The sequence below is a fragment of the Panacagrimonas perspica genome, from assembly GCF_004364935.1.
GTDB classification, from domain to species: domain Bacteria; phylum Pseudomonadota; class Gammaproteobacteria; order Nevskiales; family Nevskiaceae; genus Panacagrimonas; species Panacagrimonas perspica.
In genome coordinates this window covers 425134-447912 of sequence record NZ_SOBT01000008.1, presented here as the reverse complement: position 1 = coordinate 447912, position 22779 = coordinate 425134, and the positions used below count along the sequence as shown (strand labels likewise).

20 protein-coding genes are annotated in these 22779 nt (G+C 67.1%); 8 read left to right on the top strand and 12 right to left on the bottom strand.

Annotation, left to right across the window (positions count from 1 at the left end):
• Positions 1-18 precede the first annotated feature (18 nt).
• Entirely contained in the window at positions 19-1230 is a 1212-nt protein-coding gene (locus DFR24_RS02025; RefSeq protein WP_133879681.1) for a hypothetical protein, read from the top strand.
• Between the two features lie 181 nt (positions 1231-1411).
• Here DFR24_RS02025 and DFR24_RS02020 read toward each other — a convergent pair whose 3' ends face one another.
• Complete coding sequence (locus DFR24_RS02020) at positions 1412-2188, bottom strand: class II aldolase/adducin family protein (RefSeq protein WP_133881423.1); 777 nt, start codon at positions 2186-2188, stop codon at positions 1412-1414.
• Positions 2189-2388: 200 nt separating this feature from the next.
• Here DFR24_RS02020 and DFR24_RS02015 point away from each other — a divergent pair, with 200 nt between their 5' ends.
• Entirely contained in the window at positions 2389-3663 is a 1275-nt protein-coding gene (locus tag DFR24_RS02015) for a serine hydrolase domain-containing protein (protein ID WP_162850985.1), read from the top strand.
• A complete protein-coding gene (locus DFR24_RS02010; RefSeq protein ID WP_133879679.1) occupies positions 3653-4492 on the top strand; it encodes a class I SAM-dependent methyltransferase in 840 nt (279 codons plus the stop codon). Before DFR24_RS02015 ends, DFR24_RS02010 begins: the two co-directional genes overlap by 11 nt.
• 59 nt (positions 4493-4551) lie before the next feature.
• On the opposite strand, the gene DFR24_RS02005 is transcribed toward DFR24_RS02010, so the two are convergent.
• Genes DFR24_RS02005 through DFR24_RS01960 form a run of 10 tightly spaced genes read right to left on the bottom strand, consistent with a single transcriptional unit; the run spans position 4552 to position 17186 of the window.
• On the bottom strand, positions 4552-5229 hold the full coding sequence (locus DFR24_RS02005; RefSeq protein WP_133879678.1) for a TetR/AcrR family transcriptional regulator: 678 nt from the start codon (positions 5227-5229) through the stop codon (positions 4552-4554).
• A gap of 8 nt (positions 5230-5237) precedes the next feature.
• The gene (locus DFR24_RS02000; RefSeq protein ID WP_133879677.1) at positions 5238-6761 is read right to left on the bottom strand and encodes a sugar ABC transporter ATP-binding protein; all 1524 of its coding nucleotides are present in this window, start codon (positions 6759-6761) and stop codon (positions 5238-5240) included.
• Positions 6758-7858: an SMP-30/gluconolactonase/LRE family protein gene (locus DFR24_RS01995; RefSeq protein WP_133879676.1), complete on the bottom strand. Its 1101-nt coding sequence runs from the start codon at positions 7856-7858 to the stop codon at positions 6758-6760. Before DFR24_RS01995 ends, DFR24_RS02000 begins: the two co-directional genes overlap by 4 nt.
• Complete coding sequence (locus DFR24_RS01990; RefSeq protein WP_133879675.1) at positions 7858-9999, bottom strand: ABC transporter permease; 2142 nt, start codon at positions 9997-9999, stop codon at positions 7858-7860. Before DFR24_RS01990 ends, DFR24_RS01995 begins: the two co-directional genes overlap by 1 nt.
• Positions 9996-11084 (bottom strand): sugar ABC transporter substrate-binding protein, encoded by a 1089-nt coding sequence (locus tag DFR24_RS01985; protein ID WP_162850984.1) that lies wholly within the window; start codon positions 11082-11084, stop codon positions 9996-9998. The genes DFR24_RS01990 and DFR24_RS01985 overlap by 4 nt, the downstream gene beginning before the upstream one ends.
• A 13-nt stretch (positions 11085-11097) precedes the next feature.
• A complete protein-coding gene (locus tag DFR24_RS01980; RefSeq protein WP_133879673.1) occupies positions 11098-12114 on the bottom strand; it encodes an ABC transporter permease in 1017 nt (338 codons plus the stop codon).
• A gap of 4 nt (positions 12115-12118) precedes the next feature.
• Positions 12119-13765 (bottom strand): AMP-binding protein, encoded by a 1647-nt coding sequence (locus DFR24_RS01975; RefSeq protein ID WP_133881422.1) that lies wholly within the window; start codon positions 13763-13765, stop codon positions 12119-12121.
• 31 nt (positions 13766-13796) lie between these two features.
• Positions 13797-14894 (bottom strand): SDR family oxidoreductase, encoded by a 1098-nt coding sequence (locus DFR24_RS01970; protein WP_133879672.1) that lies wholly within the window; start codon positions 14892-14894, stop codon positions 13797-13799.
• A gap of 52 nt (positions 14895-14946) precedes the next feature.
• Entirely contained in the window at positions 14947-16137 is a 1191-nt protein-coding gene (locus DFR24_RS01965) for an acyl-CoA dehydrogenase family protein (protein WP_133881421.1), read from the bottom strand.
• Positions 16137-17186 (bottom strand): phosphotransferase family protein, encoded by a 1050-nt coding sequence (locus tag DFR24_RS01960; protein WP_133879671.1) that lies wholly within the window; start codon positions 17184-17186, stop codon positions 16137-16139. The genes DFR24_RS01965 and DFR24_RS01960 overlap by 1 nt, the downstream gene beginning before the upstream one ends.
• A gap of 155 nt (positions 17187-17341) precedes the next feature.
• On the opposite strand from DFR24_RS01960, the gene DFR24_RS01955 reads away from it, so the two are divergent.
• The 5 genes from DFR24_RS01955 (at position 17342) to DFR24_RS01935 (ending at position 22032) form a co-directional block, all read left to right on the top strand.
• Entirely contained in the window at positions 17342-18073 is a 732-nt protein-coding gene (locus DFR24_RS01955) for an SDR family NAD(P)-dependent oxidoreductase (protein WP_133879670.1), read from the top strand.
• 150 nt (positions 18074-18223) lie between these two features.
• Positions 18224-19252, top strand: a complete 1029-nt coding sequence (dusA, locus tag DFR24_RS01950; RefSeq protein ID WP_281280135.1) for a tRNA dihydrouridine(20/20a) synthase DusA — start codon at positions 18224-18226, stop codon at positions 19250-19252.
• Positions 19253-19446: 194 nt separating this feature from the next.
• Positions 19447-19968: a peptidylprolyl isomerase gene (locus tag DFR24_RS01945; protein ID WP_246051480.1), complete on the top strand. Its 522-nt coding sequence runs from the start codon at positions 19447-19449 to the stop codon at positions 19966-19968.
• 235 nt (positions 19969-20203) lie between these two features.
• Positions 20204-21286, top strand: coding sequence for a pyridoxal-phosphate-dependent aminotransferase family protein (locus tag DFR24_RS01940; protein ID WP_366518895.1), 1083 nt, complete (start codon positions 20204-20206; stop codon positions 21284-21286).
• Positions 21287-21294: 8 nt separating this feature from the next.
• A complete protein-coding gene (locus DFR24_RS01935; protein WP_133879667.1) occupies positions 21295-22032 on the top strand; it encodes a UDP-2,3-diacylglucosamine diphosphatase in 738 nt (245 codons plus the stop codon).
• Positions 22033-22201: 169 nt separating this feature from the next.
• On the opposite strand, the gene DFR24_RS01930 is transcribed toward DFR24_RS01935, so the two are convergent.
• Positions 22202-22765, bottom strand: coding sequence for a PilZ domain-containing protein (locus DFR24_RS01930; RefSeq protein WP_162850983.1), 564 nt, complete (start codon positions 22763-22765; stop codon positions 22202-22204).
• Positions 22766-22779 lie beyond the last annotated feature (14 nt).

Genomic DNA, 22779 nt, shown 5'->3' with positions numbered 1-22779 from the left:
CGACCTCAGGGAGACTGCATGGACGCGGCCAGCCGGTTTCATGTCCATTTCGTCGCGGAGCTGAAAGCCGAGGGCCGCGACGGTGCGTTCATCGCACGTCACACCTGGCGCCCGACCCCGCTCGAGTTCCTGCGCATCTTCGACCCCGAGCGTGACCTCGACCTGGCCAAGCTCGAATACAGCGCTGCGGACGTCGATGCGCTGCCATCGTCGCCGCCGCTTTCGCCGATGGATGCCGACTTCCACCAACGGCACAAGCTCGCGCTCGTCGTCGTGCCGGGCTTCACGCACGAGACGCTGCGCAACTACTCTTGGCACGAACAGATCCAGCGTCGCGACTCGCCCCATCACGTGGTGATGCTGCATGCGCCGCAGACCGCGGGCGGACCGCTGCGCGAACAGGAATTCGGCCGCGGCGACGGCATGAAGGTGCTGTACCTGCGCTATCCGCGCTCGAACGCCGATTCGCGGCACATCGTGCCGACGATGTTCTCGATGCTGACCGACAGCACGCACCTGCGGCGGTGGATCGCCGATGGTTATCGCCTGGTCTTCGTCGGCTATTCCTACGGTGCGCCGCTGTCGCTCGAACTGCTGGCCGCGATGAACAGCGGCGCCCTGCCGGGCCGGGAATTGTTGTCCCGCACAGTGGCTTTCGTCGGCATGTGCGGAGACATCGGCGGCTCATATCTCGCCGACGACGTCATGCACGAGACGCCACGATTCTTCTCGATGCGCCGGCTGATCGCGTTCTGCGCGCGGCATCCGCTGATCGCCAAGCTCGTGGGCCTGGGCACGCCGCAGTTGCTGGCCGACATGGAGGGCGGCGTGCAGGCACTGGGCCACGAGGTGCGACAGACACGGCTGCGCGAGTACGCGCCGCAGCTTCCGCCGGAGTTGCACTACTTCTCGATCGCGGCCGTGATGCCGCTGGCCGACTATCGTCGCCGCTGGTGGCAGTTCAATCTCGACGACTACGCCCTGTACCGGCAGGCCCTGATCACCGATGCGATCACGGTCTACAACGATGGCCAGGTCGCGCTACCGGACAACCTGATTCCCGAAGCGGCGCAGATTCCGCCGCAGCGACGCCTGCATCTGGGTGCGGTGCGCACGCATCATTGGGGCGTGAGTTACCTGACGTTCAACTTCGGGCGCAATCGTTTTCCGCGCCCTGCGTTCTATCGCGCTCTGATCCGCACGATCGCCGAGCACCTGTCATCCCCGTAGCCCGGGGCTTCTTTCGCAATTCGAGGAAAAGCCCCGGACTTCGTCCGGGCTACGGTTTGCGCAGATCTTTTCAGGCCTTCGGCGCAATCGCTTTCCACGCCCTGCTCTCTACCGCGCGCCGATCCGAACAACCTCCGAGCACCGGCAAACTTCACCGACCGCGTAGCCGAGCAGATCTCTCTCAGTCCTTGTACCCGGGATTGCGCCGATCGAGCTTGCGCAACAGACCCGGCCACGCCAGCGACCCGAACTGCCCGCGCGTGGCCATGTCCATCTGCTCGTCGATGTTGTCGAGCACGTTCTGCGGGACGCGGTTGAGTTCGCCGCCGCCGGCCTGGGCACGCACCTGGATCATGCAGGCGGCTTCCAGGTAGTACATGCGCATGAACGCATCCGCGCAGTTCTTGCCCAAGGTCAGCAGGCCGTGGTTGCGCAGCATCATCGTCCACTTCTTGCCGAGGTCGCCGACCAGGCGCGGCTTCTCGTCCTCGTACAGCGCGATGCCTTCGTAGTCGTGATACGCCAGCGACGCGCCCGCGATCACCGCCGTCTGCGACAGCGGCAGCAGGCCGCCCTTCTGCGCCGACACCGCCACGCCATTGATCGAATGCGTGTGCATCGCACACACCACTTCGTCGCGCGCGGCGTGGATCGCGGAGTGGATCGTGAAGCCGGCGGGATTGATGTCGTACGGCGACTCCATGACCTTCTTGCCCGCCAGGTCGATCTTCACCAGCGACGACGCGGTGATCTCCTCGAACATCCAGCCGTAGGGATTGATCAGGAAGTGATGATCCGGCCCCGGCAGGCGCGCGGAGATATGCGTGAACACCAGATCGTCCCAGCCGAACAGCGCGACGAGCCGGTAGGCCGCGGCGAGGTCCACACGCAGATCCCACTCTTCCTTCGAAACCTGATCCCGCACCGAGAGGGTGCTGGGCTTGAGCACTGCATTCATGTCGTTCTCCTCGACTCGCGCGATGCGGGATCGCAGGCCCGTACTGTAATCCAGCGAACCGGGCATGGAGGATGCGGTCACGCCCTGCTCCCCTCTCGCGCACACCGCATGGCGGCCCGCGCGTGGCGCAACCGACATTGACCCCGCTGCGCCCAGGGCCTGCAATCGCGGCCCCGATGCCAACTCCTGAATCCGCGCCCATGCTGCGAACCCGCAACCTCATCGCAGTCCCCCGCGACCTCGCGTCGGTGACGCAATACGGACCAAGGGGCGAGAGCCGCCCGCAGGACGCGGACCTGAAGCCCGGCGCAGTCGACAAGATCTGGCACAGCGTCGAGGCGATGTATCGCACCGGCCTGCACCCCGGCATCCAGCTCGTGATCCGCCGGCGCGGCAAGGTCGTGCTGGATCGCGCGATCGGCCACGCCCGCGGCAACGGGCCAGGAGATACCGAGGAGACCGAGAAGGCGCTGCTGCGCACCGACATGCCGATCTGCCTGTTCTCGGCGTCCAAGTCGGTCACCGCGGTTCTCGCGCACAAGATGGTCGAGCTCGGAAAGTTCCAGCTCGACGACAAGGTCGCCGACTACATCCCCGAGTACGCCGCGCATGGCAAGGGCCGGACCACGGTGCGCGAACTGCTGGCCCATCGCGCCGGCATCCCCGCGCTGCCGATCAAGGAAGTCGACGCGAAGCTTCTGACGAACTGGGACGAGGTCATCCGCCTGCTCTGCGGCGCCAAGCCCAGCGCCAGCGTCGGCCAGCAGCAGTCGTATCACGCGGTGACGGCCGGCTACATCGTCGGCGAGCTGGTGCGACGGGCCAGCGGGCGGCCCCTGCCCCAGGTCATGCGCGAAGAACTCGCCGAGCCGCTGGGATGCCGCCACTTCACGTACGGGCTTCCGGAAGAGCACCGCGACCGCGATCTGACGCTGAACTACTCGACCGGTCCGAAGCTGGTGTTCCCGCTCAACCTCGTCGCCAAGCGCGCACTCGGGGTGGCCTTCGAGGAACTGGCGCCGGTGTCGAACAGGCCGGAGTTCCTGTCCTCGGTCGTGCCCGCCGCCAACATCTATTCGACGGCCGACGAGTCGAGCCGCCTCTACGAGATGCTGCTCAACGGCGGCACGTTCGAAGGCCGGCGCGTGCTCAAGCCGCAGACCATCGCCGCGGCGATCGCGCCGGTGAGCAAGATCCAGATCGACCGCACCCTGCTGGTGCCGATCCGCTTCTCGCCCGGCTTCATTCTCGGCGAGCGGCCGTTCGGCTTGTATGGCGGCACCTGCGCACATGCCTACGGGCACCTGGGCTTCATCAACATCGTGTGCTGGGCCGACCCGGAGCGCGATATTTCGGTTGCGCTGCTCAACACCGGAAAATCGATGGCGCCCGCGAGCATCCCGTCGCTCGGCCGCGTGCTGTGGGCGATCAGCCATCACTGCAAGCCGGTGAAGGAGCCTCGCCGTGGCGACTGACCGCATCAGTCCCACCGCGCACTACACGGGCTACACCTGGTTCCACAACGGGCTGTCGCATCCGTCGCTGGCCACGGCGCAGGGACGCGTGATGTATCACGGCCTGCGACCGCTCAACGCCGTGTCGCGTCGTCTCGGCACGCCGACGCTCGAGGGCGTCCTGCTCGCACGCCATCGGTCGATCGACGCGCAACTCGAAGCCGCGATCGAATCCGGCGCGGTGTCGCAGGTCATCGAGATCGCCGCCGGCCTGTCACCACGCGGATGGGATTTCGCACGCCGTTACGGTGATCGCATCACGTATATCGAGGCGGATCTGCCGGACATGGCCGCGCACAAGCGCCGGCTGCTGGTGCGCGCCCATCTGGCCAGCGCGAATCACCGCGTCGTCGAACTCGATGCGCTCGCCGAATCAGGGCCTCGATCGCTTGCGCAGCTCGCCGATAGTCTCGATCCCACGAAGGGCGTCGCGATCATCACCGAGGGGCTGATCAACTATTTTCCGACGGATGCCGTTCTCGGCATGTGGCGACGCTTCGCCACGACGCTGCGCCGGTTTCCGACGGGGCTGTATCTGTCCGATCTGCACTTGAAAGCCGACAACCGTGGAATCGGCGTGGCCGCGTTCATGCGTCTGCTGTCGACGTTCGTGCGGGGCAGTGTGTATCTGCACTTCGAGTCCGCACAGGCAGCGTCGCGCGCGTTGGCCGACGCCGGTTTCGAGCAGGGCGTCGCGCGGATTCCGGATGCCGTGCGCTCCGCGGACGGAAGCCTGGACAAGCGCGGAGCCCGGATGGTCCGCGTGGTTCGGGCGGAAACGTCAACGTAGCCCGGGTGAAACCCGGGGATTTCCTCGATGACCAAGCGCAACCCCCGGTTTCACCCGGGCTACGTTTTGGCGCGCAAGCCGTCGAACATCATCCGGATGAACAGCGACGCGAGATCCGAGCTGCTCATCGAACCTTCCGGCGAATACCAGCGCGGCAGCCAGTTCAGCGCGCCCATCAGGAAGAACTCGGCGACCTTGGGATCGACGCTGACGATGCTGCCGTCGGCGACGCCTTCTTCCAGCATCTTCTGCACCAGCGCGTCGACCACGCGCGAACGCTTGCGCGCCTCCGCCTGCTGCGGCTCGGACAGCACCGAGATGTCGGCGAGCATCCACGACGAGCCGCCGCGACCGGCCAGCGTCTCGAACTGCAGGTGCAGGTAGCGCTCCAGCTTCTGCAGGCCGTTGCCGCCGCCCTCGTGCGCCTTCTGCGCCATGCGCAGACCGTCCGCGACCGACTCGAGCACGCAGTCGCTGGCGAGGTCCGTCTTGCTGTCGTAGTAGTGGTAGAGCGTGCCCTTGGTCAGGCCCACTTCGGTTGCGATCGCCTCCATCGACGTCGCGTGGAAGCCGTGCCGGTTGAACAGGTGGATCGCGATCTGCACCAGCACCTGTCGGCGCTTCTGGAACTGGTCGTCGCGATCGAACGCCGGATGCAGTGGCAGGCGCGGCGCATCGCCGCCCGCCGCTTTGCGCCGGCCTGGCGTGCTTCCCTTCTTGCGCTTGGCGGTCGTCATGCCGGAGCTCAGTGGATGGCCGCGAACATGATGCGATCCTCGCTGGCGTCGGCCGCCGAGAACTCCTCGACGATGCGGCCCTGTCGCGCCACCAGGATGCGATCGGAGACGGCGAGCACCTCGGGCAGGTACGACGAGATCACGACCACCGCCTTGCCCTCGTCGGCGAGCTGCCGGATGGCCTGGTGGATCTCGGGGATCGCGCCGACGTCGACGCCGCGCGTGGGCTCGTCGAAGAACACCACCGCGGGCTCCTGGATCAGCGATTTGGCGACGACGACTTTCTGCTGGTTGCCGCCGGAGAGTTCGATGATCTTCGCGCCGGCCGAAACGGCGCGCACCTTCAGGCGCGCGGCAAGCGCGCCGGCGAGTTCACGACGCTGGCGCCCCGAGACGAACCAGCGGAAACCCTTCTTCGTCGCCAGGCTGCCGAGGTGGATGTTCTCCTCGACCGTCATCGTCTCGAAGAAGCCGTTGAGCTTGCGATCCTCGGTGATGTAGACGATGCCGTCGTCGATGGCCTGCTTGGGAACGTCGTAGCGCACCGGCCTGCCGCGCAGGTACACCGAACCGCCGCCGATCAGGTTTCGCTTGAGCGCGCCGGACACGATCTTCGCGCTCTCGGTGCGCCCCGAGCCGATCAGGCCGGCGATGCCGACCACTTCGCCGGCGTACAGCGTGAACGACATGTTCTTGACGATGTTGCCCATCGTCAGGTTCTCGACCGTGAGCACCTTCTCGCGCTTGCCCTTGGCATCGGACCCCGCGCGCCGCCCGTAGTGCGTGGCCTGCACGTCGCGGCCGACCATGTGGCGGACCAGGTCCTCGCGCGTCAGCGTGCTGGCGTCCTGCGTGACGACGTGACGACCGTCGCGCAGCACCGTGATGCGATCGGCCAGCTCGAGTGCTTCCTCCAGCGCGTGGCTGATGAAGACGATGCCCAGGCCTTTGGCGCGCAGGTCGCGCAGCAGGTAGAAGAAGTGCACCTTCTCTTCGGGCGTGAGGCTGGCGGTGGGCTCGTCGAAGATGATGATGCGGGCGTCGTGATACGCGGCGCGCGCGATCTCCACCATCTGCCGTTGCGCGGTGCCGAGCGTCGCCACCAGCACCGTCGGATCGACGTGGAAGTTCAGCGACTGCAACTGCTGCTGCGCCTTGATGTTCAGCGGACGCAGACGCGTGATCAGCCGCTCGCGGCCGAGCTCGAGGTTCTGCGCCACCGTCATCGACGGCACCAGGCTGGTCTCCTGGTAGACCATGCAGACGCCGGCCCTGAGCGCGTCGCCGGGCCGCTGGAAATTCACCGACTGTCCGTCGACCGACATCCGTCCGCTGCTGAGCCGGATGGCGCCTGCGATGGACTTGCACAGCGTCGACTTGCCGGCGCCGTTCTCGCCGACCAGCGCGTGGATCTCGCCAGCGCGCACGTCGAAGCCGACGTCCTGCAGCGCATGCACGCCCGCGTACATCTTGCTGCCGTTCTCGACGCGCAGGATCACCGTGCCACTCTCGGGAGGGTTCGTCGCGTTCATCGCAGATCCTCCACGGCGCAGTCGAGCAGCCGTCCGCTGCCCTTGGATACCGCGAGCAGCCGCCCGTCGCGACGCAGCGCCGCGGTGATGCCGTGGTGCGTGCCGGCGGCGCGGCTGTGCAGGCTGTCGACGATCTCGCCCTTGCCCGACAGGCGCAGCACGAGGCCGTAACTGCGCGGCGGCGCCCACGGCTTGACGATGCCGAGCTTCTTGATCGCGCCGCCCTGCAGTGGTTCGAGGTAGTGACCCGTCGCACGCAGGCTGGGTGCGATCCAGTGCTGCGGGTCGATGGTGGCGAGCATCTGTTCGCGATAGGCGCGCTCGCGCAACACGAACTCGAGCAGCTGCGTTCGCACGGCGAGCAGGCTCAGCCACGCGCCGCCGTCCGGGTCCGCGGACAGTCGTGCCGGATACCCCGGCAGGTTGTGCAGCACGCTCGTCGCCGCGCCGCCGGCCAGCGGCAGCGACTGCACGCGGTGCCGCCAGGCTTCGCTGACCCACAGCGACGTGCCGCGCAGCAGCAGGCCGTCGGGCCAGGCCAGGCCGGACACGAGCGTCGAGGCCGAGGACAGATCGGCGGAAGCCACGACGACGCGTCCGTGCGCACGACGCTCGAGAAGATCGCGCGTCCAGTCGTCGGGAAGATTGATCGAGCTGCCTTCTGCGATCGCGACCCTGCCGTCGGGCAGCACCGCGAGCGCCGTGACGCAGCGCAGCGGCTGGCCGTCGGCCTGCTCGAGCCGCGCGCCGACACGGCCTTGCTCGATGCGCACGACGCCGGCACCGGCGATGGCGGCGTAGACCGTTCCGTCGCGGGCCGCGGCGAGCGCGCCCACCGTTCCAGGACAATCGCACCACAGCGCACGTTCACCGAGCGCAGGACCCGACAGGCGCAGCACCTGGCGTCCGGCCGACACCAGCACCGAGCCGTCGTCGAGGGCGAGCAGATCGTCGCAACCGGGCAGCGCCTCGCCGATCGGCGCGGCATCGTCGAGCCGGCGATTGGGCTTGAGCGCACCGTCCATCATCGGCAGCGCCACCACCTCGCTACCTGGCCACAGCGCTTCCTTGAGACGCGAAAACAGAGTGTCGAGCATCAGCTCTTTGCTCCCCAGTAGGCGTCGCAGCCGTTCCAGGCGGGGTCCGCGTCCGGCAGGCGTACGCGGCCGATGCGGTTGTTCTCCAGACCACCGATGTACAGCCAGCCCTTGTGCTCGCGCATCGACGTGACGGTGGCGTGCTTGGTGCCGCCCGGATCCCACATCGATTCGAGCGCGCGACCGGACTCGTCGAACTTCACGATGCACCCGTTGTTGATGCCCGGGTACACCCACTCGTCCGGCGGGAGCTGCTTGATCATGCGCTGGCGCACGTCGGGGTGACGCATCATCAGGTCGAACGTCGGCGAGCGGATGCCCACCATCGCGAGCCAATAGCCGCCGTCGGACGAACGATTGAGATTGTCGGGATAGCCCGGCAGGTTCTCGGCGAAGACTTCCGTCTGACCGGCCTTCGGTCCTTCGATCCAGTGACGATAGATCGTGCACAACCAGCTCGAGCAGAACAGCACCGAGCGGCCGTCGTGCGCCACGCAGACGCCGTTGGGGAACACCGCGTTCTTGATCACGGTGCGCGTCTTGTTGGTCTTCGGATTCCAGGCGATCAGGCGTCCGTTGGCGCGTCCCTCGATGCCGTCGAGAAACCACGAGTGCATCTCGTAGCGGATCGTGGCCTCGCTGAACCAGACCGTGCCGTCCGGCGCGATGTCGCAGTCATCGGCGAGCCGCAGGCGCGAGTCGTCGTTGAGCTTGAGCAGAGAACGCTGCGTCTGGTCGGTGCACTTGTAGATCTTGCCTGCCGGCGTCACGCCGTACAGGCCCATGCCGCCGACGCAGACGATCAGGTTGTCGTCGCGATCGAACGCCATTCCGAGCGGACGGCCGCCGATGCGCGCGAACACTTCGCGATGCTCGAAGTTCGGCCCCGAGAAGCGCAGCACCCAGCCTTCGCGCGTGCCGCAGTACAAGCGGTCCTGGCGGTCGAGGATGATGTCCTCCGGCCCTTGCACCTGGTTCAGGCCGATTTCCTCTGAGGCTTGCAGTCGCGTGTTCTCGGCGAACGCGGTGCCGCCGTCCGCCGTGATCGACGGCGACGGCGGCAACTCCACCATCGTCGGGTTGACGTAGATCTTCTGGATCGCCTTGCCGCGGTTCTTCGCCCACTTCACGTCGATGCCGACCGCGATCAGCAGCACCGCGCCGAGTGCGGTCGAAGACAACGCGCCGGGGAATCCCATGCGCACGAGGCCGTTAACCAGCACGAACACGATCACCGCGCCGATCAGCGCGCGCGCCACCGTGCCGCGGCCGCCGGCCAAGCTCACACCGCCGAGCACCACGGCCGTCAGCGCACTGATCTCCCAGCCGATGCCGGTGTCGGAACCCGAGCTCTGCAGGCGCGCGGCGTAGAACAGTCCGCCCGCGGCCGCCAAGGTTCCAGACATCACGTAGGTCAGGAACAGCACGCGCTCGACGCGGATGCCGGCGTGTCGCGCCGCCTTGCGGCTCGAACCGATCGCCGTCAGATGCCAGCCCGGGCGCGAACGGCTCAGCAGGAAGTGACCGACGATCGCGACGATGCCCAGGATCGCGAGGTTCGACGGCAGCTTCGCGATCCAGCCGACGCCGAGCACGTCCCAGGTCCACGACGTGCGCGAGGCCATCGCCAGCGGAATGGAGAAATGCTGGCCGAGCAGATCGACCGTGGCGCGCAGCACGATCAAGGTCACCAGCGTCGTCAGGAACGGCCGCGTGCGCATGTAGCCGATCAGGAAACCGTTGATGGCGCCGATGCCGGCGCCGATCGCGAGCGTCGCGACGATCACCAGCCCGACCGGCCACTGGTAGAGCTGGAAGAACACCAGCGCCGCGAGATTCGCCAGCGCGAACACCGCGCCCACCGACAGGTCGATGCCGCCCGAGATCACCGTCAGCGCCATCGCGATGGCCACGAAGCCGGCCTCGGCGAACTCGCGCCCGAGCTGCTGCGCATTGCCCAGCGTCGCGTAGTTGGTCGTCACCATCGAGAACCAGACGATCAGCCCGATCATCAGCGCGAACGGGATCGCCGGTTCCATCCAGCGCTTGCCGAGCAGCTCCGACAGCAGCAGCCGCGCCGAATAGCGGTACCGCAGGCGACGCAGCAGGCCGCCGTTGACGCTGGAACTGGCGACGCTCATTTGGCGGGCGACCTCGGCTTGGACGTGTCGTAGCACAGGGCCGGGTCGTAGTTGCCCTTCTCCATCCACTGCAGCGGCGAGTAGTCGGCCATGCGCACGGCGCTGGGGGGCAAGCCCGTCTGCAGCATGAAGCTCGCGATGGCGATCACCGAGCGTGCCTGCGACGAGGAGTTGTAGTTCAGGAATTTGGTGATCAGCCCGCTATCGATGTTGTCGCAATCGAGCTTGCCGTCGCTGCCGGACGCGTAGACCTTGACCTTGCCCTGCAGGCCGGCGGACTTCACCGCCTGCGCCGCGCCGGTCTGCATCACGCCCCAGAAGCCGACGGTTGCACAGAGGTCGGGATGCTGCTGCAGCACGGTGGCCGTGATGTCGTGCGCCTTGCTCGCGTCCCAGTTGGCCGCCTGGTTCGACACGATCTTGATGCTCGGGTCCTTGCCCAGCACTTCGGCGGCGGCCTGCATCTGTTCCAGCGATACCGCGGAAGTCGCCTCACCCTGCACGATCGCGACCTTGCCCGAGCTGCCGCTGCCCTTGCCGCAACTGCGCACGATCTCCTCGCCGAGCAGGCGACCCACCTTGGGCCAGTCCGCACCGACGTAGGCCGTGGTCTTCTGGTTGGAGACCATGTTGACCTGGATCACCGGGATGCCCGCCGCCTCGGCACGCGCCAGTTCCTGCGCGTAGAGCTGCACGTTGGGGTTGTGCACCACCAGGATGTCCGGCTTCTCGGCGATCAGCGAGGACACCGCCTGCAGCGCCGCCGTGGTGTTCCAGTTCGGATCGCGCACTTCCAGTTTCATGCCGCGCGCCTCGGCCTCGGAGCGCATCACCTGCGTCCAGATGTCGGCGAGCGGAATGCCGAGCGCGATCGGAACCCAGGCGATGGTCTTGCCTTGGAGCGCTTGGTCGACGCGCTTCTGCAGATTCGCCGAACTGTCGCCGCCGGTCAGGCTGGGCGCCTTGATCTGCGCCGTGGAAGCGGTGCCGACGGGTGCTTCCTGGCCGGAGCGCGTGCCGGCCTCGCAGCCGGCGAGCAACACGGCCGAGGCCATCGCCACCACCGCTGTCATCCTGAGCGTCATTCGTTTCATCTCCTCAATCGCCTTGCCGCGCCGTTTCTTCGTCCTGCGGGTGCAGGCGGTTGTCGACGATGATCGCGGCCAGCAGGACGGCGCCTTTCACGATGTTCTGAATGTTGTTGTCCAGGTCCATGATCGTCATGCCGTTGAGCAAGGTGCCGATCAGTGCGGTTCCCGCCAGCACGCTGAGCACGCCGCCGCGTCCGCCGACGAGACTCACACCGCCGAGCACGACGACGAGGATCACGTCGAAGATCAACGTCGAATTCACGATCTGCATGTTGATGCTCGCCGTCGAGGCCGCCATCACCAGGCCCGCGAGACAGCCGATGGCCGCGCAGATCGCGTACTCGAGCATCGTCAGCGGCCGCACCGCGATGCCGGTCAGGCGCGCCGCATCGACGTTGTCGCCGTGCGCGTAGACGAAGCGCCCCACCGTCATGCGCGAGAGCAACACCTGCACGAACAGCGCGACGATCGCGAGCACGATCACCGGCGCCGGGATGCCCAGCAACTGGCCCTGCCCGATCCACGCGAAGGTCTCCGCCTGCGGCGGCAGGTAGGTGATGACGCCGTCGAGCAGGAAGGTGCGTCCCAGTCCGAAGATCAGGAAGCCGGTCGCCAGCGTCGTGAACAGCGCCGGCACTTCGACGAAGGCGATGATGAAACCGTTGATCAATCCAATGGCGATCGCCACGCCCATGCCGGCCGCCGCCGCGCCGGGCCAGCCCCAGCCGTGCTGCATGAGCTGCAATGCGAACGCGGAACTGACCGCCATCGTCGCGACCAGCGACAGGTCCAGGCCGCGTCCGATCACGACGACGCTCATCGCGATGCCGAGGATGCCCAGGATCGCGACGCTGCGGGTCAGCGCCAGCAAGTTCCCGATCGTCGCGAACCCCGACAGCGTCAGCGCGAAGCCGATCGCGAGCAGCGCGGTGACGATCAGGACGATCTGTTCCTGCGAGATCACGAGCCGGCGGCGCCCGCCGCCCTTGCCCGTCGTATCTGGTGTGGCTGTGGTGTCGGTCATGCGCTCAGCTCTTCCCGCTCGTCGCTGCGGCCTTGGCGCGTTCCGCGTCGCGAAGTTCGCGCCGCAGCACCTTGCCGGTCGTCGTCATCGGCAAGGCATCGACGAAGGCGATCTCGCGCGGGACTTCGTGCTTGGCCAGGCGTTCGCGCAGCGAGGTGCGGATCTCCTCGGCCAGTTCCGCGCTGCCCTGGAATTCCTTGCGCAGCACCAGGAAGGCCTTGATCGATTCGGTGCGCACCGGGTCCGGCACGCCGACTGCGGCGGCCATCACCACTGCCGGATGACGCGTCAGCGCGTCCTCGATCTCGGTCGGGCCGATGCGGTAACCCGAGCTGGTGATGATGTCGTCGGCACGACCGTGGAACCAGAAGTAACCGTCCTCGTCCTGCATGCCCAGGTCGCCGGTGATCAGCCACTCGCCGATGTACTTTTCCTTCGTCGCCTGCGGGTTCTTCCAGTACTCGATCATCATCACCGGATCGGGCGAGCGCACGGCGATGTTGCCGATCTCGCCGGCCTTCAACTCACGTCCCTGGTCGTCGACGATCGCGCAGACGTGACCCGGCACCGAACGTCCCAGCGATCCGGGCCTGACCGGCATCACGCTCGCGCAGTTGCCGAGCACCAGATTGCACTCGGTCTGGCCGAAGGCCTCGTTGATCGTGGTCTTGAGCGTCGCGCCCGCCCACTCGTGCAGTTCCTTGCCGACCGCTTCGCCGCCGGAGATCACGACGCGCAACTTCACGCCCATGCCGACCGGATCCTTGACCTGCCGCATCATGCGCAGCGCCGTGGGGGTGAGCAGCGCCGTGCGCACCTGGTGCCGCGCCATCAGCGCGCAGGCCGCTTCCGGCTCGAAGCGCATCGCACGCGATGTCAGCACCGGCACGCCGTGGTACCACGCAGGCATCAGCACATCCATAAGCCCGGCCAGCCAGGCCCAGTCCGCAGGCGACCACATCACGTCGCCCGGCTGCGGAAAGAATTCGTAGATCAGCTCGGCGCCCGGCAGATGACCCAGCATCGAGCGGTGCGGCTGCAATGCGCCTTTCGGATTGCCGGTGGTGCCCGACGTGAAGTTGAAGAACGCCGGATCGTCGGCGCCGGTGTCGACGGTCGCGAAGGCATCGTTCGCCGGCTCGATCGCCTTGCCGAGCGATCCGGCTTCGGGTTCCGCGCCATCGACCAGGAACACCTTCTCGACGGTCGGCGCCTTGGCGCGCGCTTCGACGATCTTGGGCAGGTTCGCCATGTCGGTGATGACGACACGCACGTCCGCATGCGCGAGGCGATATGCGATGGCGTCGGGCCCGAACAGCACCGAGCACGGCAGCGAGACCAGGCCCGCCTTCCAGCACGCCACGTGACCGATCGCGACCCAGGGGTCCTGCACCATCAGCAGCATCACGCGATCGCCGCGCTTGAGGCCCAGCGACACCAGCAGGTTCGCCAGGCGATTGGCCTGCTTCTGCACGTGGCGGAACGTCATCTTCCACGGCTTTCCGGCCGCGTCGTCGCCGATCAGCGCGATCTTGCTCTCGTCTGCCGCGTGGCGATCGCAGACGTCACGGGCGATGTTGTAGCGCGCGGGGATGTTCCACTCGAACGCCGAGTAGATCGCGTCGTACGTCGACAGCTTCGGGATGGTCATCATGTCCTGGTTCCGGTCCGATCGAGGCGCGTTACGCCGGCAGCACCTTCTGCGCCTGCATCTGCTTGAGCTGACGCACGATCATGTCCTCGCTGTCCTCGCACTCGTGGAACCCGTGCTTGCGCAGCTTGATCGTGCTCAGCAACGACAGACGATTGCGGTCGCCGTAATGGAGGAAGAAGTCGACGACCTGCCAGGACGCGACCAGATGATCCATCGGATATTTCTTGAGGCCGTGCTTCTCGACGATCTCGTCCCAGACGCCGCCCTTGTCCGCCATGACGACCGAGAGGTAATCGGTGTGCGGCGGCGCGTACTCCATGTCGAAGACTTCGCGCGCGATGCGCGGATAGACGTTCAGCCAGCAGAAGCAGTCGCCGTTGCCGACGTTGTAGATCTCGTTGGCGGCGCGCGGCGAGGTCGCGGCCCACTCGAGCACCTTGGCCAGCAGGTCGACGTCGACCGCTTCGAGCGGACCATCGGCGCGTCCGGTGAAGCGCAGCGGCAGTCCGAGTTCGCGACACACCGCGGCGTAGACGCCGACGCCAGGCAGGCAGGAGATCGGCGCGCCGGTGGCGAAGCCAGAGATCATCTGCGGCCGCACGATCGTCCAGCTCCAGGACTTGCCTTTCTGGCGGGCCTTCACCAGTTCTTCCTGCGGCGTGTAGAAGCCCACCGAGATCAGGCGCGGATCGCGTTCCTTGGCTGGCAGCTTCATCGCGCCGGTGTGTGCGCCGTAGGCTTTCGCACCCTGGAACACCGTCATGTGCTCGAGGCTCGTCGCGGTCTTGAGCATCACGTCGAGGAAGTTCTTCAGCATCTGCACGTTGATGCCGACGAAGTCCTCCGCACCGCCGACCCAGCCGGCCTTGAGATCGCTGGTCTCGTAGACCGCCGCGTAGACGATGTGCGTCACGTCGGTGAGGCCGGACAGCTTGGCCTCGCAATCCTTTGGATCGCGCAGGTCGACGGCGATGTACGTCGCCTTGCCGTCGAGATCGCGATAGGCCTGGTCGGGCGTACGTCGCGACAGGCCGACCACGTCCCATCCCTTCGACTCGAAGTGACGCACGGCTGCCCTTCCGGTCAGGCCCAGTGCGCCGGCGATCAGGATCTTCTTCTTTGCCATGTGATTCTCCTCAGCTGGACGGCGGCGTCTTTGCACCGCTCGTGGGGGTACCTCAATTCATGTTGGGTCCACGCGAGACGATGCGACGTGCCAGTGCATGGCGATGGACTTCCGACGGGCCGTCGTAGATGCGGAACGGCCGGATGTCGCGGTAGATGCGCTCGATCACCGTGTCGCGCGTGATGCCGATGGACCCGAGGATCTGCATCGAGCGGTCGACGACGCGGCCCAGCGCCTCGGAGCAGAACACCTTGGCCATGCTGGTTTCGTCGCGCGCGTGGTCGCCTTGGTCGAGCTTCCACGCCGCGTTCCACAGGATCAGCCGCGACAGATGCAGATCCATCTCGCTGTCGGCGAGCATGAAGCCCACGCCCTGGTGTTCACCCAGCGTCTTGCCGAACGAATGACGCTTGCCCGCGTGTTCGACGGCGATGGCGTGGCAGCGCGCCGCATGGCCGAGCCAGCGCGAGCAGTGCGTGAGGCGCGCGGGCCCGAGCCGGATCTGCGCTTGGCGGAAGCCCGCGCCGATCTGTCCGAGCACGGCGTCGTGTCCGACCTTCACGTTGTCGTAGTTCACGACCGCGTGACCGCCGGGCGAATTGGTGTCGATGGTGTCGAGCATGCGCTCGAGCTTGAAGCCCGGGTTGTCCATCTCGACGAAGAACATCGAGGCGCCGCAGTCCTTGCCGGTGCGATCGATCGCACGCGCCATGACGATGTTGTAGGTCGCGCCGGGCACGCCGCTGATCATGTACTTGCGGCCGTTGATGACGTAGCCGTCCTCGGTCTCCTGGGCGGTGGCGCGCAGCAGCGAGGGATCGGCGCCGGCGCCGTCCTCCGTCGTCTCGGTCATCGAGAACACGGAGCGTCCTTCGCCGGTGGCGATCGGCGCGAGATAGCGCTGCTTCTGCTCTTCGGTGGCGCAGACGTCGAGCATGTGGCAATTGCCTTCGTCCGGCGCCTGGATATTCAGCGCGAGCGCGCCGAACGTGGACCAGCCGGCGGCTTCGAACACGACGGCGATGCCGCGGTGATCCAGTCCCATGCCGCCGTAGGCCGACGGCGCGTGCGGCGACAGCAGGCCCTCGGCCTTGGCCAGCGCGACCATCTCGCGCCGCAGCTCATCGGTCGGGCCGTGCGGGCCCTGCCGCGGGTCGTTCTCGAACGGCACGATCTTCTCGCGCACGAACGTGCGCACCCGCTCGCGCAGCTTGGCCAGGCCACTGGGAATCTCGAAATCGATCATGCGACGCTCCGTGCGGATGCAGTGGACCCGGACGCCGCGAGCAGTTGCTCGGCGCGGGAGAAGAGAGTGGAGATGGACGGTGCGAAACGTTCCCAGAGTTCATCCGGGCGCCGGCCGTTTCGATTGAGCTTCACGTTCAGACAGGCGATGGCGCCGAGTCGGAACTGCCCGAAGGCCTGAAACCATTCGAGATGCTCGTGCGCAGTGCCGCCGGCTTCGCGGTAGAGGCTCAGCAATTCATCACGCCCGATCGGCGCCAGCGGCTTCCAGCCGTCGGCCCAGGCGGCCTGGTCGATCATCATCAGCAGCCAGCCGACGTCGATGCCCTGCGCGCCGATGCCCGCGAGATCCCAGTCGATCACGCCCGTCAGACGACCCTCGTGGTACAGCACGTTGCCGGGCTGGAAGTCGCCGTGGACCAGACCGACCGGCGCTTCCGGCGGGACCTCGCGCGCCAACGCCGCGTGCAGGCGCTGCCCGGCTTCGAGCCACTCGGGTTGCGGCGCGTGGCGCAGCAGGCTGTTCCAGCGCACGAGTTCGGAGGCGAGCGTGTAAGGCGCCTCCCATTCCGGCAGCGAACGCGTCCAGTCGAGCTTGTGGAAGCACGCCAGTGCGCGGATCGCCTGCGTCCAAAGCCCGTGCACCGCTGCGGGGCTGGTGTCGAACCAATCGCTCGGCTCCCAGATCACGAACGTGCGACCCGCCAGGCGCTCCATGACGATGAACTGCGTGCCGAGCAGCGACTCGTCCTGCGACGACCACGCAATGGCCGGCACCGGCAGCCCGGCGGCGTGCAGAGCCCCGAGCAGGTGCGCCTGGCGATAGACGTCGGTGCTGCCGCGGCGCGGAACGCCGACCGGCGCGAGCTTCAGGATGTAGTCCTTCTGCGCGACGCCCGGCGCGTCGGTCAACGAGAACCCGAAGGTCAGCCCCGCATGCCCGTCTTCCATGACCCGCAGGTCGTGGACACACGCAGCCGCGCCCTTCGTGGCGCGCATCAACGAGTCCAGCTTCGGACCCAGTTCTTCGACCGAGATTCCCGTCACGAACACTCCTCATGTCTGCGGGAAGGATTTGAATTGATTGTCCCTACGCTTCGTATGAAAATCAAACCGCGGTTTGACGAGACGAAGAATCGGTTGGGAGGCCACGCATCGGAGCGCGGTCGCCGGACCCCACGAGAACCAGCGAGGAGAGTCGGATGGACCTTGATTTCAGCGGAAAATCGGCGCTGGTCGTCGGCGGTTCGAGCGGCATCGGCAACGGCATCGCCCGCGCCTTCCTGGCGCGCGGCGCGTCGGTGGAGGTCTGGGGCACGCGCGCGACGGCCGCGGATTACGCGGGCACCGAAGGCTCCGATCTGGACGGCCTGGCGTACCGCAGCGTGGATGTCTCGCAGTCCGGCGCGATCGAGGCCGCACCCGTCCCCGAGCGGCTCGACGTGCTCGTGCTCGCGCAGGGCACGGTCCTGTACGAACGCCGCGAATTCGCGATGGAGGGCTTCCGCAAGGTCATGGAGGTCAACCTGATGAGCCTGATGGCCTGCGCCGCCAAGTACGAGACCGCCCTGGCGGCCGCGCGCGGAACGGTCATCGTCATCGGTTCGATCGCGTCCATCCGCGCGACGAAGGGCAATCCCGCCTACAGCGCCTCGAAGTCCGGCGCGCTGGGCCTGACCCGCACCCTGGCCGAGGCCTGGGCCCCTCGCGGCATCCGCGTGAACGGCATCGCGCCCGGGTTCGTGGAGACCAAGCTCACCGACGTGACCACCCAGAACCCCAAGCGCCGCGCCGCCGCCCTCGCGGGAATCCCGGCTGGCCGCTTCGGCAGCGTCGAGGAAATGGCGGGCGTGGCGCTGTTTCTCGCGTCCCCGCTGTCGGCCTATGTCACCGGCCAGATGATCGTGGCCGACGGCGGCATGTCGCTGTCCTGATCGCCGCGAGGCGATCGTCGTCCCTCCTATAAAGGAGGGTCGGGCCACCTGCCCCGCCGTCCTTCAGGCTGCCCGGATCGCCTCGGAGGCCCGGCCCCCTTAGAATTCGCGACCTTCCGCGTCATCTGCACCCTCAAGGATTGCCCGATCGTGTCTGCGAACGCCGCTGCGACCTCATCCCAGCCGGGCCATAACCCTTGGAGGCTGTCGGTTGCACCGATGATGGATTGGACCGATCGCTTCTGCCGCAACTTCCATCGCCAGTTCTCGGCCGATGCGCGCCTTTATACGGAGATGCTGACCACGGGCGCCCTGTTGCACGGCGATACCGGCAAGCACCTTCGATTCGACGGGGTCGAGCATCCGGTGGCCCTGCAGCTCGGCGGCTCCGATCCGGACGCGCTGGCGCGTTGTGCGGAGCTCGGCGAGAAGGAGGGCTACGACGAGATCAACCTGAACTGCGGCTGCCCTTCGGACCGCGTCCAGACCGGCTGCTTCGGCGCCGTGCTGATGAAGGACGCGGATCTGGTCGCGCGTTGCGTCAGGGCGATGCGGCGCGCGACCTCGCTGCCGGTCACCATCAAGCATCGCCTCGGCGTCGACGACTCCGAGGGCTACGACTTCCTGCGGCAGTTCGTCGAGACCGTGGCCGAAGCCGGCTGCGACGTCTTCATCGTGCATGCGCGCAAGGCCTGGCTCAGCGGCCTGTCGCCCAAGGAGAACCGCGAGATCCCGCCGCTGGATTACCCGCAGGTCTACCAGCTCAAGAAGGACTATCCGCAGCTGACGATCGCCATCAACGGCGGCATCAAGACCGTGGCCGAGTGCGAGCGTCACCTGCGCCACGTCGACGGCGTGATGCTCGGCCGCGAGGCCTATGACAATCCCTATGTCCTGACCGAACTGCAGGCCGCGCTGTTCGACGGCAGCGACCAGGACATGCCGGATCGTTACGAAGTGCTCGAGCGCTACATCCCGTTCATCGAAAGCGAGCTGAAGTCCGGCACGCCGCTGGTCCGCATCGCCCGCCACATCCTCGGCCTGTTCCGCAGCCAGCCCGGCGGACGTGGTTTCCGTCGCGTGCTGTCCGAGAAGGCGCATCGGCCCGGCGCCGGCATCGACCTGCTGCGCCTCGCCATCGAGGAAGTCGAGCAGGACGATCTGTCCGAAGCCGCCTGAGCTCCATGCCTCCTGCCTTCACGTCCAGGATTCAGCGCGTGATGTCCGCGCTGCGCACACCCGGACGGCTGCACCCGCGCACGCTGCTTGGCGGACGCGGAACCTCGACGCCGGTCCCGGCGTCCTTCACCCCACCGACGAGAAGTCCCATGCGCCTGCTCGCCTTTCTGCTGTCCCTCACCCTTGGAGTTGCCATGTCGTCCGCATCCGCAAGCGAAGCCCCCCGCGTCAAGCTCGAAACCAGCCTCGGTGACATCGTGCTGCAGCTCGACGCCGAGAAAGCGCCCCTGACCGTCGCCAACTTCACGCAGTACGTGAAGGACGGCCACTACGACGGCGTCGTGTTCCACCGCGTGATCAAGGGCTTCATGATCCAGGGCGGCGGCTACGACGAGAAGATGAAGGAGCGCAGCACGCGCGCCTCGATCCAGAACGAAGCCAAGAACGGCCTGAAGAACGTGCGCGGCAGCGTCGCGATGGCCCGCACCAGCGCGCCGCACTCGGCCAGCGCGCAGTTCTTCATCAACCACGGCGACAACAGCTTCCTCGACTATCCGGGACAGGACGGCTGGGGCTACGCCGTGTTCGGCAACGTGGTCGAGGGCATGGACGTGGTCGAGAAAATCGCGAACACGCCGACCGGCGACGCCCCGCCCTTCGGTCGCGACGTCCCGGTCACGGCGGTCGTCATCAAGAAGGCGACGCTGCTGCCCTGAAGCAAGGCTGTGCGCGCCTGCGAATTCTTCGCGGCGCAAAACGCTTGATCCCTGCAGGAGTGCCCTCGTGGCACTCCTGCAGGACGAGCCCGACCTATCGATGTGTTTAGACGATCGGCGCGCTCACCTTCGTTTCACCTCCCAATTTCATGATGTCGAGGATGCTCCCGTGAGCCACGCCGCTACCGCCAACTCGAACCCGCCCGCGGCCTTCGTGCCCCCGCGCCGCGTGCTGATGGGCCCCGGCCCTTCGGACGTGCACCCGCGCGTGCTGGCCGCGATGGCGCAGCCCACCATCGGGCATCTCGATCCGGCCTTCATCGGCCTGATGGACGACATCAAGCGCCTGCTGCAGCTCACGTTCCGCACGCGCAACGAACTGACGATGCCGGTCTCGGGTCCGGGTTCGGCCGGCATGGAAGCCTGCTTCGCCAACCTGCTGGAACCCGACGACACCATCATCGTCTGCGACAACGGCGTCTTCGGCGGCCGCATGCGCGCGATGTCGGAGCGCCTGGGCGCGAAAGTCGTCACCGTGAAGGACCCTTGGGGCCGCGCAGTGGATCCGCAGAAGGTCGAGGACGCGTTCAAGGCCCATCCGGAAGCCAAGGTGCTGGCCTTCGTGCAGGCGGAGACCTCCACCGGTGCGCTGTCCGACGCCAAGACGCTCGCCGGCATCGCACAGCGTCACGATGCGCTGAGCCTGGTCGATGCGGTGACCTCGCTCGGCGGCTCGCAGCTCGAAGTGGACGACTGGGGCATCGACGCCATCTACAGCGGCACGCAGAAGTGCCTGTCCTGCCCGCCCGGCCTGTCGCCGGTGAGCTTCGGGCAGCGCGCGCTGGTGAAGCTGATGTCGCGCAAGACGCCGGTGCGCAGCTGGTTCATGGATTTCTCGCTGGTCACCGCCTACTGGGGCAGCGGCGCCAAGCGCAGCTACCACCACACGGCGCCGGTCAACGCGCTGTACGGATTGCACGAGGCACTGACGCTGCTGCACGAAGAAGGCCTCGAGCATTCGTGGTCGCGCCACCAGAAGCTTCACGCCGAACTCGCCGCCGGGCTCGAAAAGCTCGGCCTCGAATACCTGGTGCCGAAGGACGAACGCCTGCCGCAGCTCAACGCGGTCAAGCTGCCGGAAGGTCTCAACGAAGAGCCGCTGCGCCGCCGCCTGCTCGAGGAATTCGAGCTGGAGATCGGTGCGGGCCTTGGCGAATTCGCCGGCAAGATCTGGCGCATCGGACTGATGGGCCAGAGCTGCACGCGCCAGCACGTCGAGCTGTGCCTGCGAGCGGTTGGTTCGGTGCTGCGAACCTGATGGGACTCATGTCGGACACGCGGCCGACGCTGTTCGTGTCCGACCTGCACCTGCCGCCCGAGACTTCGCCGCTACGCCAACGCTTCCTGCGTTTCCTCGACGGTCCGGCGCGCGAAGCCGCGGCCGTCTACATCCTCGGTGATTTGTTCGAAAGCTGGATCGGCGACGACATCGGCCTGCTGCAGTACGCACCCGAAGTCGCCGCGCTGAGCGCGCTCACGGCACGCGGCATCCCGGTCTATTTCCAGCACGGCAACCGCGACTTCATCGTCGGCCGCGATTTCTTCGACCTCACCGGCATCGCCGAACTGCCCGATCCGCATCGCGTCGACCTTCACGGCACACCGACGCTGGTGTCGCACGGCGACCTCTACTGCACCGACGATCGCGCCTACCAGCGCTGGCGCCGCTTCTCGCGCATCCGGTTCGCGCAGCGCGTCTTCCTGATGCTGCCGCGTGCACGGCGCGAGCGAATCGCCGGCGGCCTGCGCAGCGGCAGCGATCGCGCCAAGCAGAACAAGGCCGAGAACATCATGGATGTGAATCCGGGCGCGATCCGCGGCGGCATGGCGCAAGCCGGTGTCCGGCGGATCATCCACGGGCACACGCACCGACCGGGCACCTACGACGTGGAGCTGCCGATCGGCGCTGCGCAACGCATCGTGTTGCCGGACTGGCGCGACGACAGCTGCGACTACCTGCGCATCGACGCCGACGGCATCACGCGCCAGGCCGCGCCCGCCTGATCCACATCACCCGTAGCCCGGGTGAAACCCGGGGGTCCCCGTTCGAATGACGAGAAGCCCCGGACTTCGTCCGGGCTACGGGCTGCGACTCGATCACATCATCCCGTAGCCCGGACGAAGTCCGGGATCCCGCCCGACGAAAAGAAAAAGCTCGCGGGTTTCACCCGGGCTACGGGGTGCGCTGGGCGCGGCGCGTGCCGGCCAGGTGACGGCGGTGCTGTTGAAAGACATGACGCACCAGCAGTTCGCGACAGGCCTCGCCCACCTCCAGAAATCGCAGGCGCAGCCAGCCCGCCTCGTCGTGCAGCACTTCCGCCGGCAGGCGCAACGCCCGCGGCAGCAGGCGATGCACGTAGATCGACACGATTCCGGCACTGCCGGGTGCGGGTGCGGATCCGCCGAGTGCCCAGCGCGCACCGGCCGCGCTCATCTGCACATTGCGCTCCGAGGGCGCCGACGCCTCGAACAGTCGCGCGGACAGCAACTCGAGGACGAGGTCGAGCTTGCGCTCCAGCCGCTGGAACTCCGGTCCGGATTCGGTTTCGTCGTCGCCGCTGCGCGCCACCGCGTTCTCCTCGATCGCGAGCAGGCTCATCAGCAGCGCGCTCGCCTCATGTTCGAGCTGGGCGCAGGTGTCCGCGTCGGGCGCGTGCGGCAGCGGCTCGAACTCGGCGCGCAGGCGCTCCGCGTAGTGCGGCAGTGCATCGAACGGATCGCGGGGCAGATCGTCCATGGCCATGGTTCCCA

What these genes read in the sequence shown, in the direction of transcription:
- DFR24_RS02025 (WP_133879681.1), top strand. Translation starts at nt 19, where the DNA reads ATGGACGCGGCCAGCCGGTTTCATGTCCATTTCGTCGCGGAGCTGAAA.
- DFR24_RS02020 (WP_133881423.1), bottom strand. Translation starts at nt 2,188, where the DNA reads ATGAATGCAGTGCTCAAGCCCAGCACCCTCTCGGTGCGGGATCAGGTT.
- DFR24_RS02015 (WP_162850985.1), top strand. Translation starts at nt 2,389, where the DNA reads ATGCTGCGAACCCGCAACCTCATCGCAGTCCCCCGCGACCTCGCGTCG.
- DFR24_RS02005 (WP_133879678.1), bottom strand. Translation starts at nt 5,229, where the DNA reads ATGACGACCGCCAAGCGCAAGAAGGGAAGCACGCCAGGCCGGCGCAAA.
- DFR24_RS02000 (WP_133879677.1), bottom strand. Translation starts at nt 6,761, where the DNA reads ATGAACGCGACGAACCCTCCCGAGAGTGGCACGGTGATCCTGCGCGTC.
- DFR24_RS01995 (WP_133879676.1), bottom strand. Translation starts at nt 7,858, where the DNA reads ATGCTCGACACTCTGTTTTCGCGTCTCAAGGAAGCGCTGTGGCCAGGT.
- DFR24_RS01990 (WP_133879675.1), bottom strand. Translation starts at nt 9,999, where the DNA reads ATGAGCGTCGCCAGTTCCAGCGTCAACGGCGGCCTGCTGCGTCGCCTG.
- DFR24_RS01985 (WP_162850984.1), bottom strand. Translation starts at nt 11,084, where the DNA reads ATGACGCTCAGGATGACAGCGGTGGTGGCGATGGCCTCGGCCGTGTTG.
- DFR24_RS01980 (WP_133879673.1), bottom strand. Translation starts at nt 12,114, where the DNA reads ATGACCGACACCACAGCCACACCAGATACGACGGGCAAGGGCGGCGGG.
- DFR24_RS01975 (WP_133881422.1), bottom strand. Translation starts at nt 13,765, where the DNA reads ATGACCATCCCGAAGCTGTCGACGTACGACGCGATCTACTCGGCGTTC.
- DFR24_RS01970 (WP_133879672.1), bottom strand. Translation starts at nt 14,894, where the DNA reads ATGGCAAAGAAGAAGATCCTGATCGCCGGCGCACTGGGCCTGACCGGA.
- DFR24_RS01955 (WP_133879670.1), top strand. Translation starts at nt 17,342, where the DNA reads ATGGACCTTGATTTCAGCGGAAAATCGGCGCTGGTCGTCGGCGGTTCG.
- DFR24_RS01945 (WP_246051480.1), top strand. Translation starts at nt 19,447, where the DNA reads ATGTCGTCCGCATCCGCAAGCGAAGCCCCCCGCGTCAAGCTCGAAACC.
- DFR24_RS01940 (WP_366518895.1), top strand. Translation starts at nt 20,204, where the DNA reads ATGGGCCCCGGCCCTTCGGACGTGCACCCGCGCGTGCTGGCCGCGATG.
- DFR24_RS01935 (WP_133879667.1), top strand. Translation starts at nt 21,295, where the DNA reads ATGTCGGACACGCGGCCGACGCTGTTCGTGTCCGACCTGCACCTGCCG.
- DFR24_RS01930 (WP_162850983.1), bottom strand. Translation starts at nt 22,765, where the DNA reads ATGGACGATCTGCCCCGCGATCCGTTCGATGCACTGCCGCACTACGCG.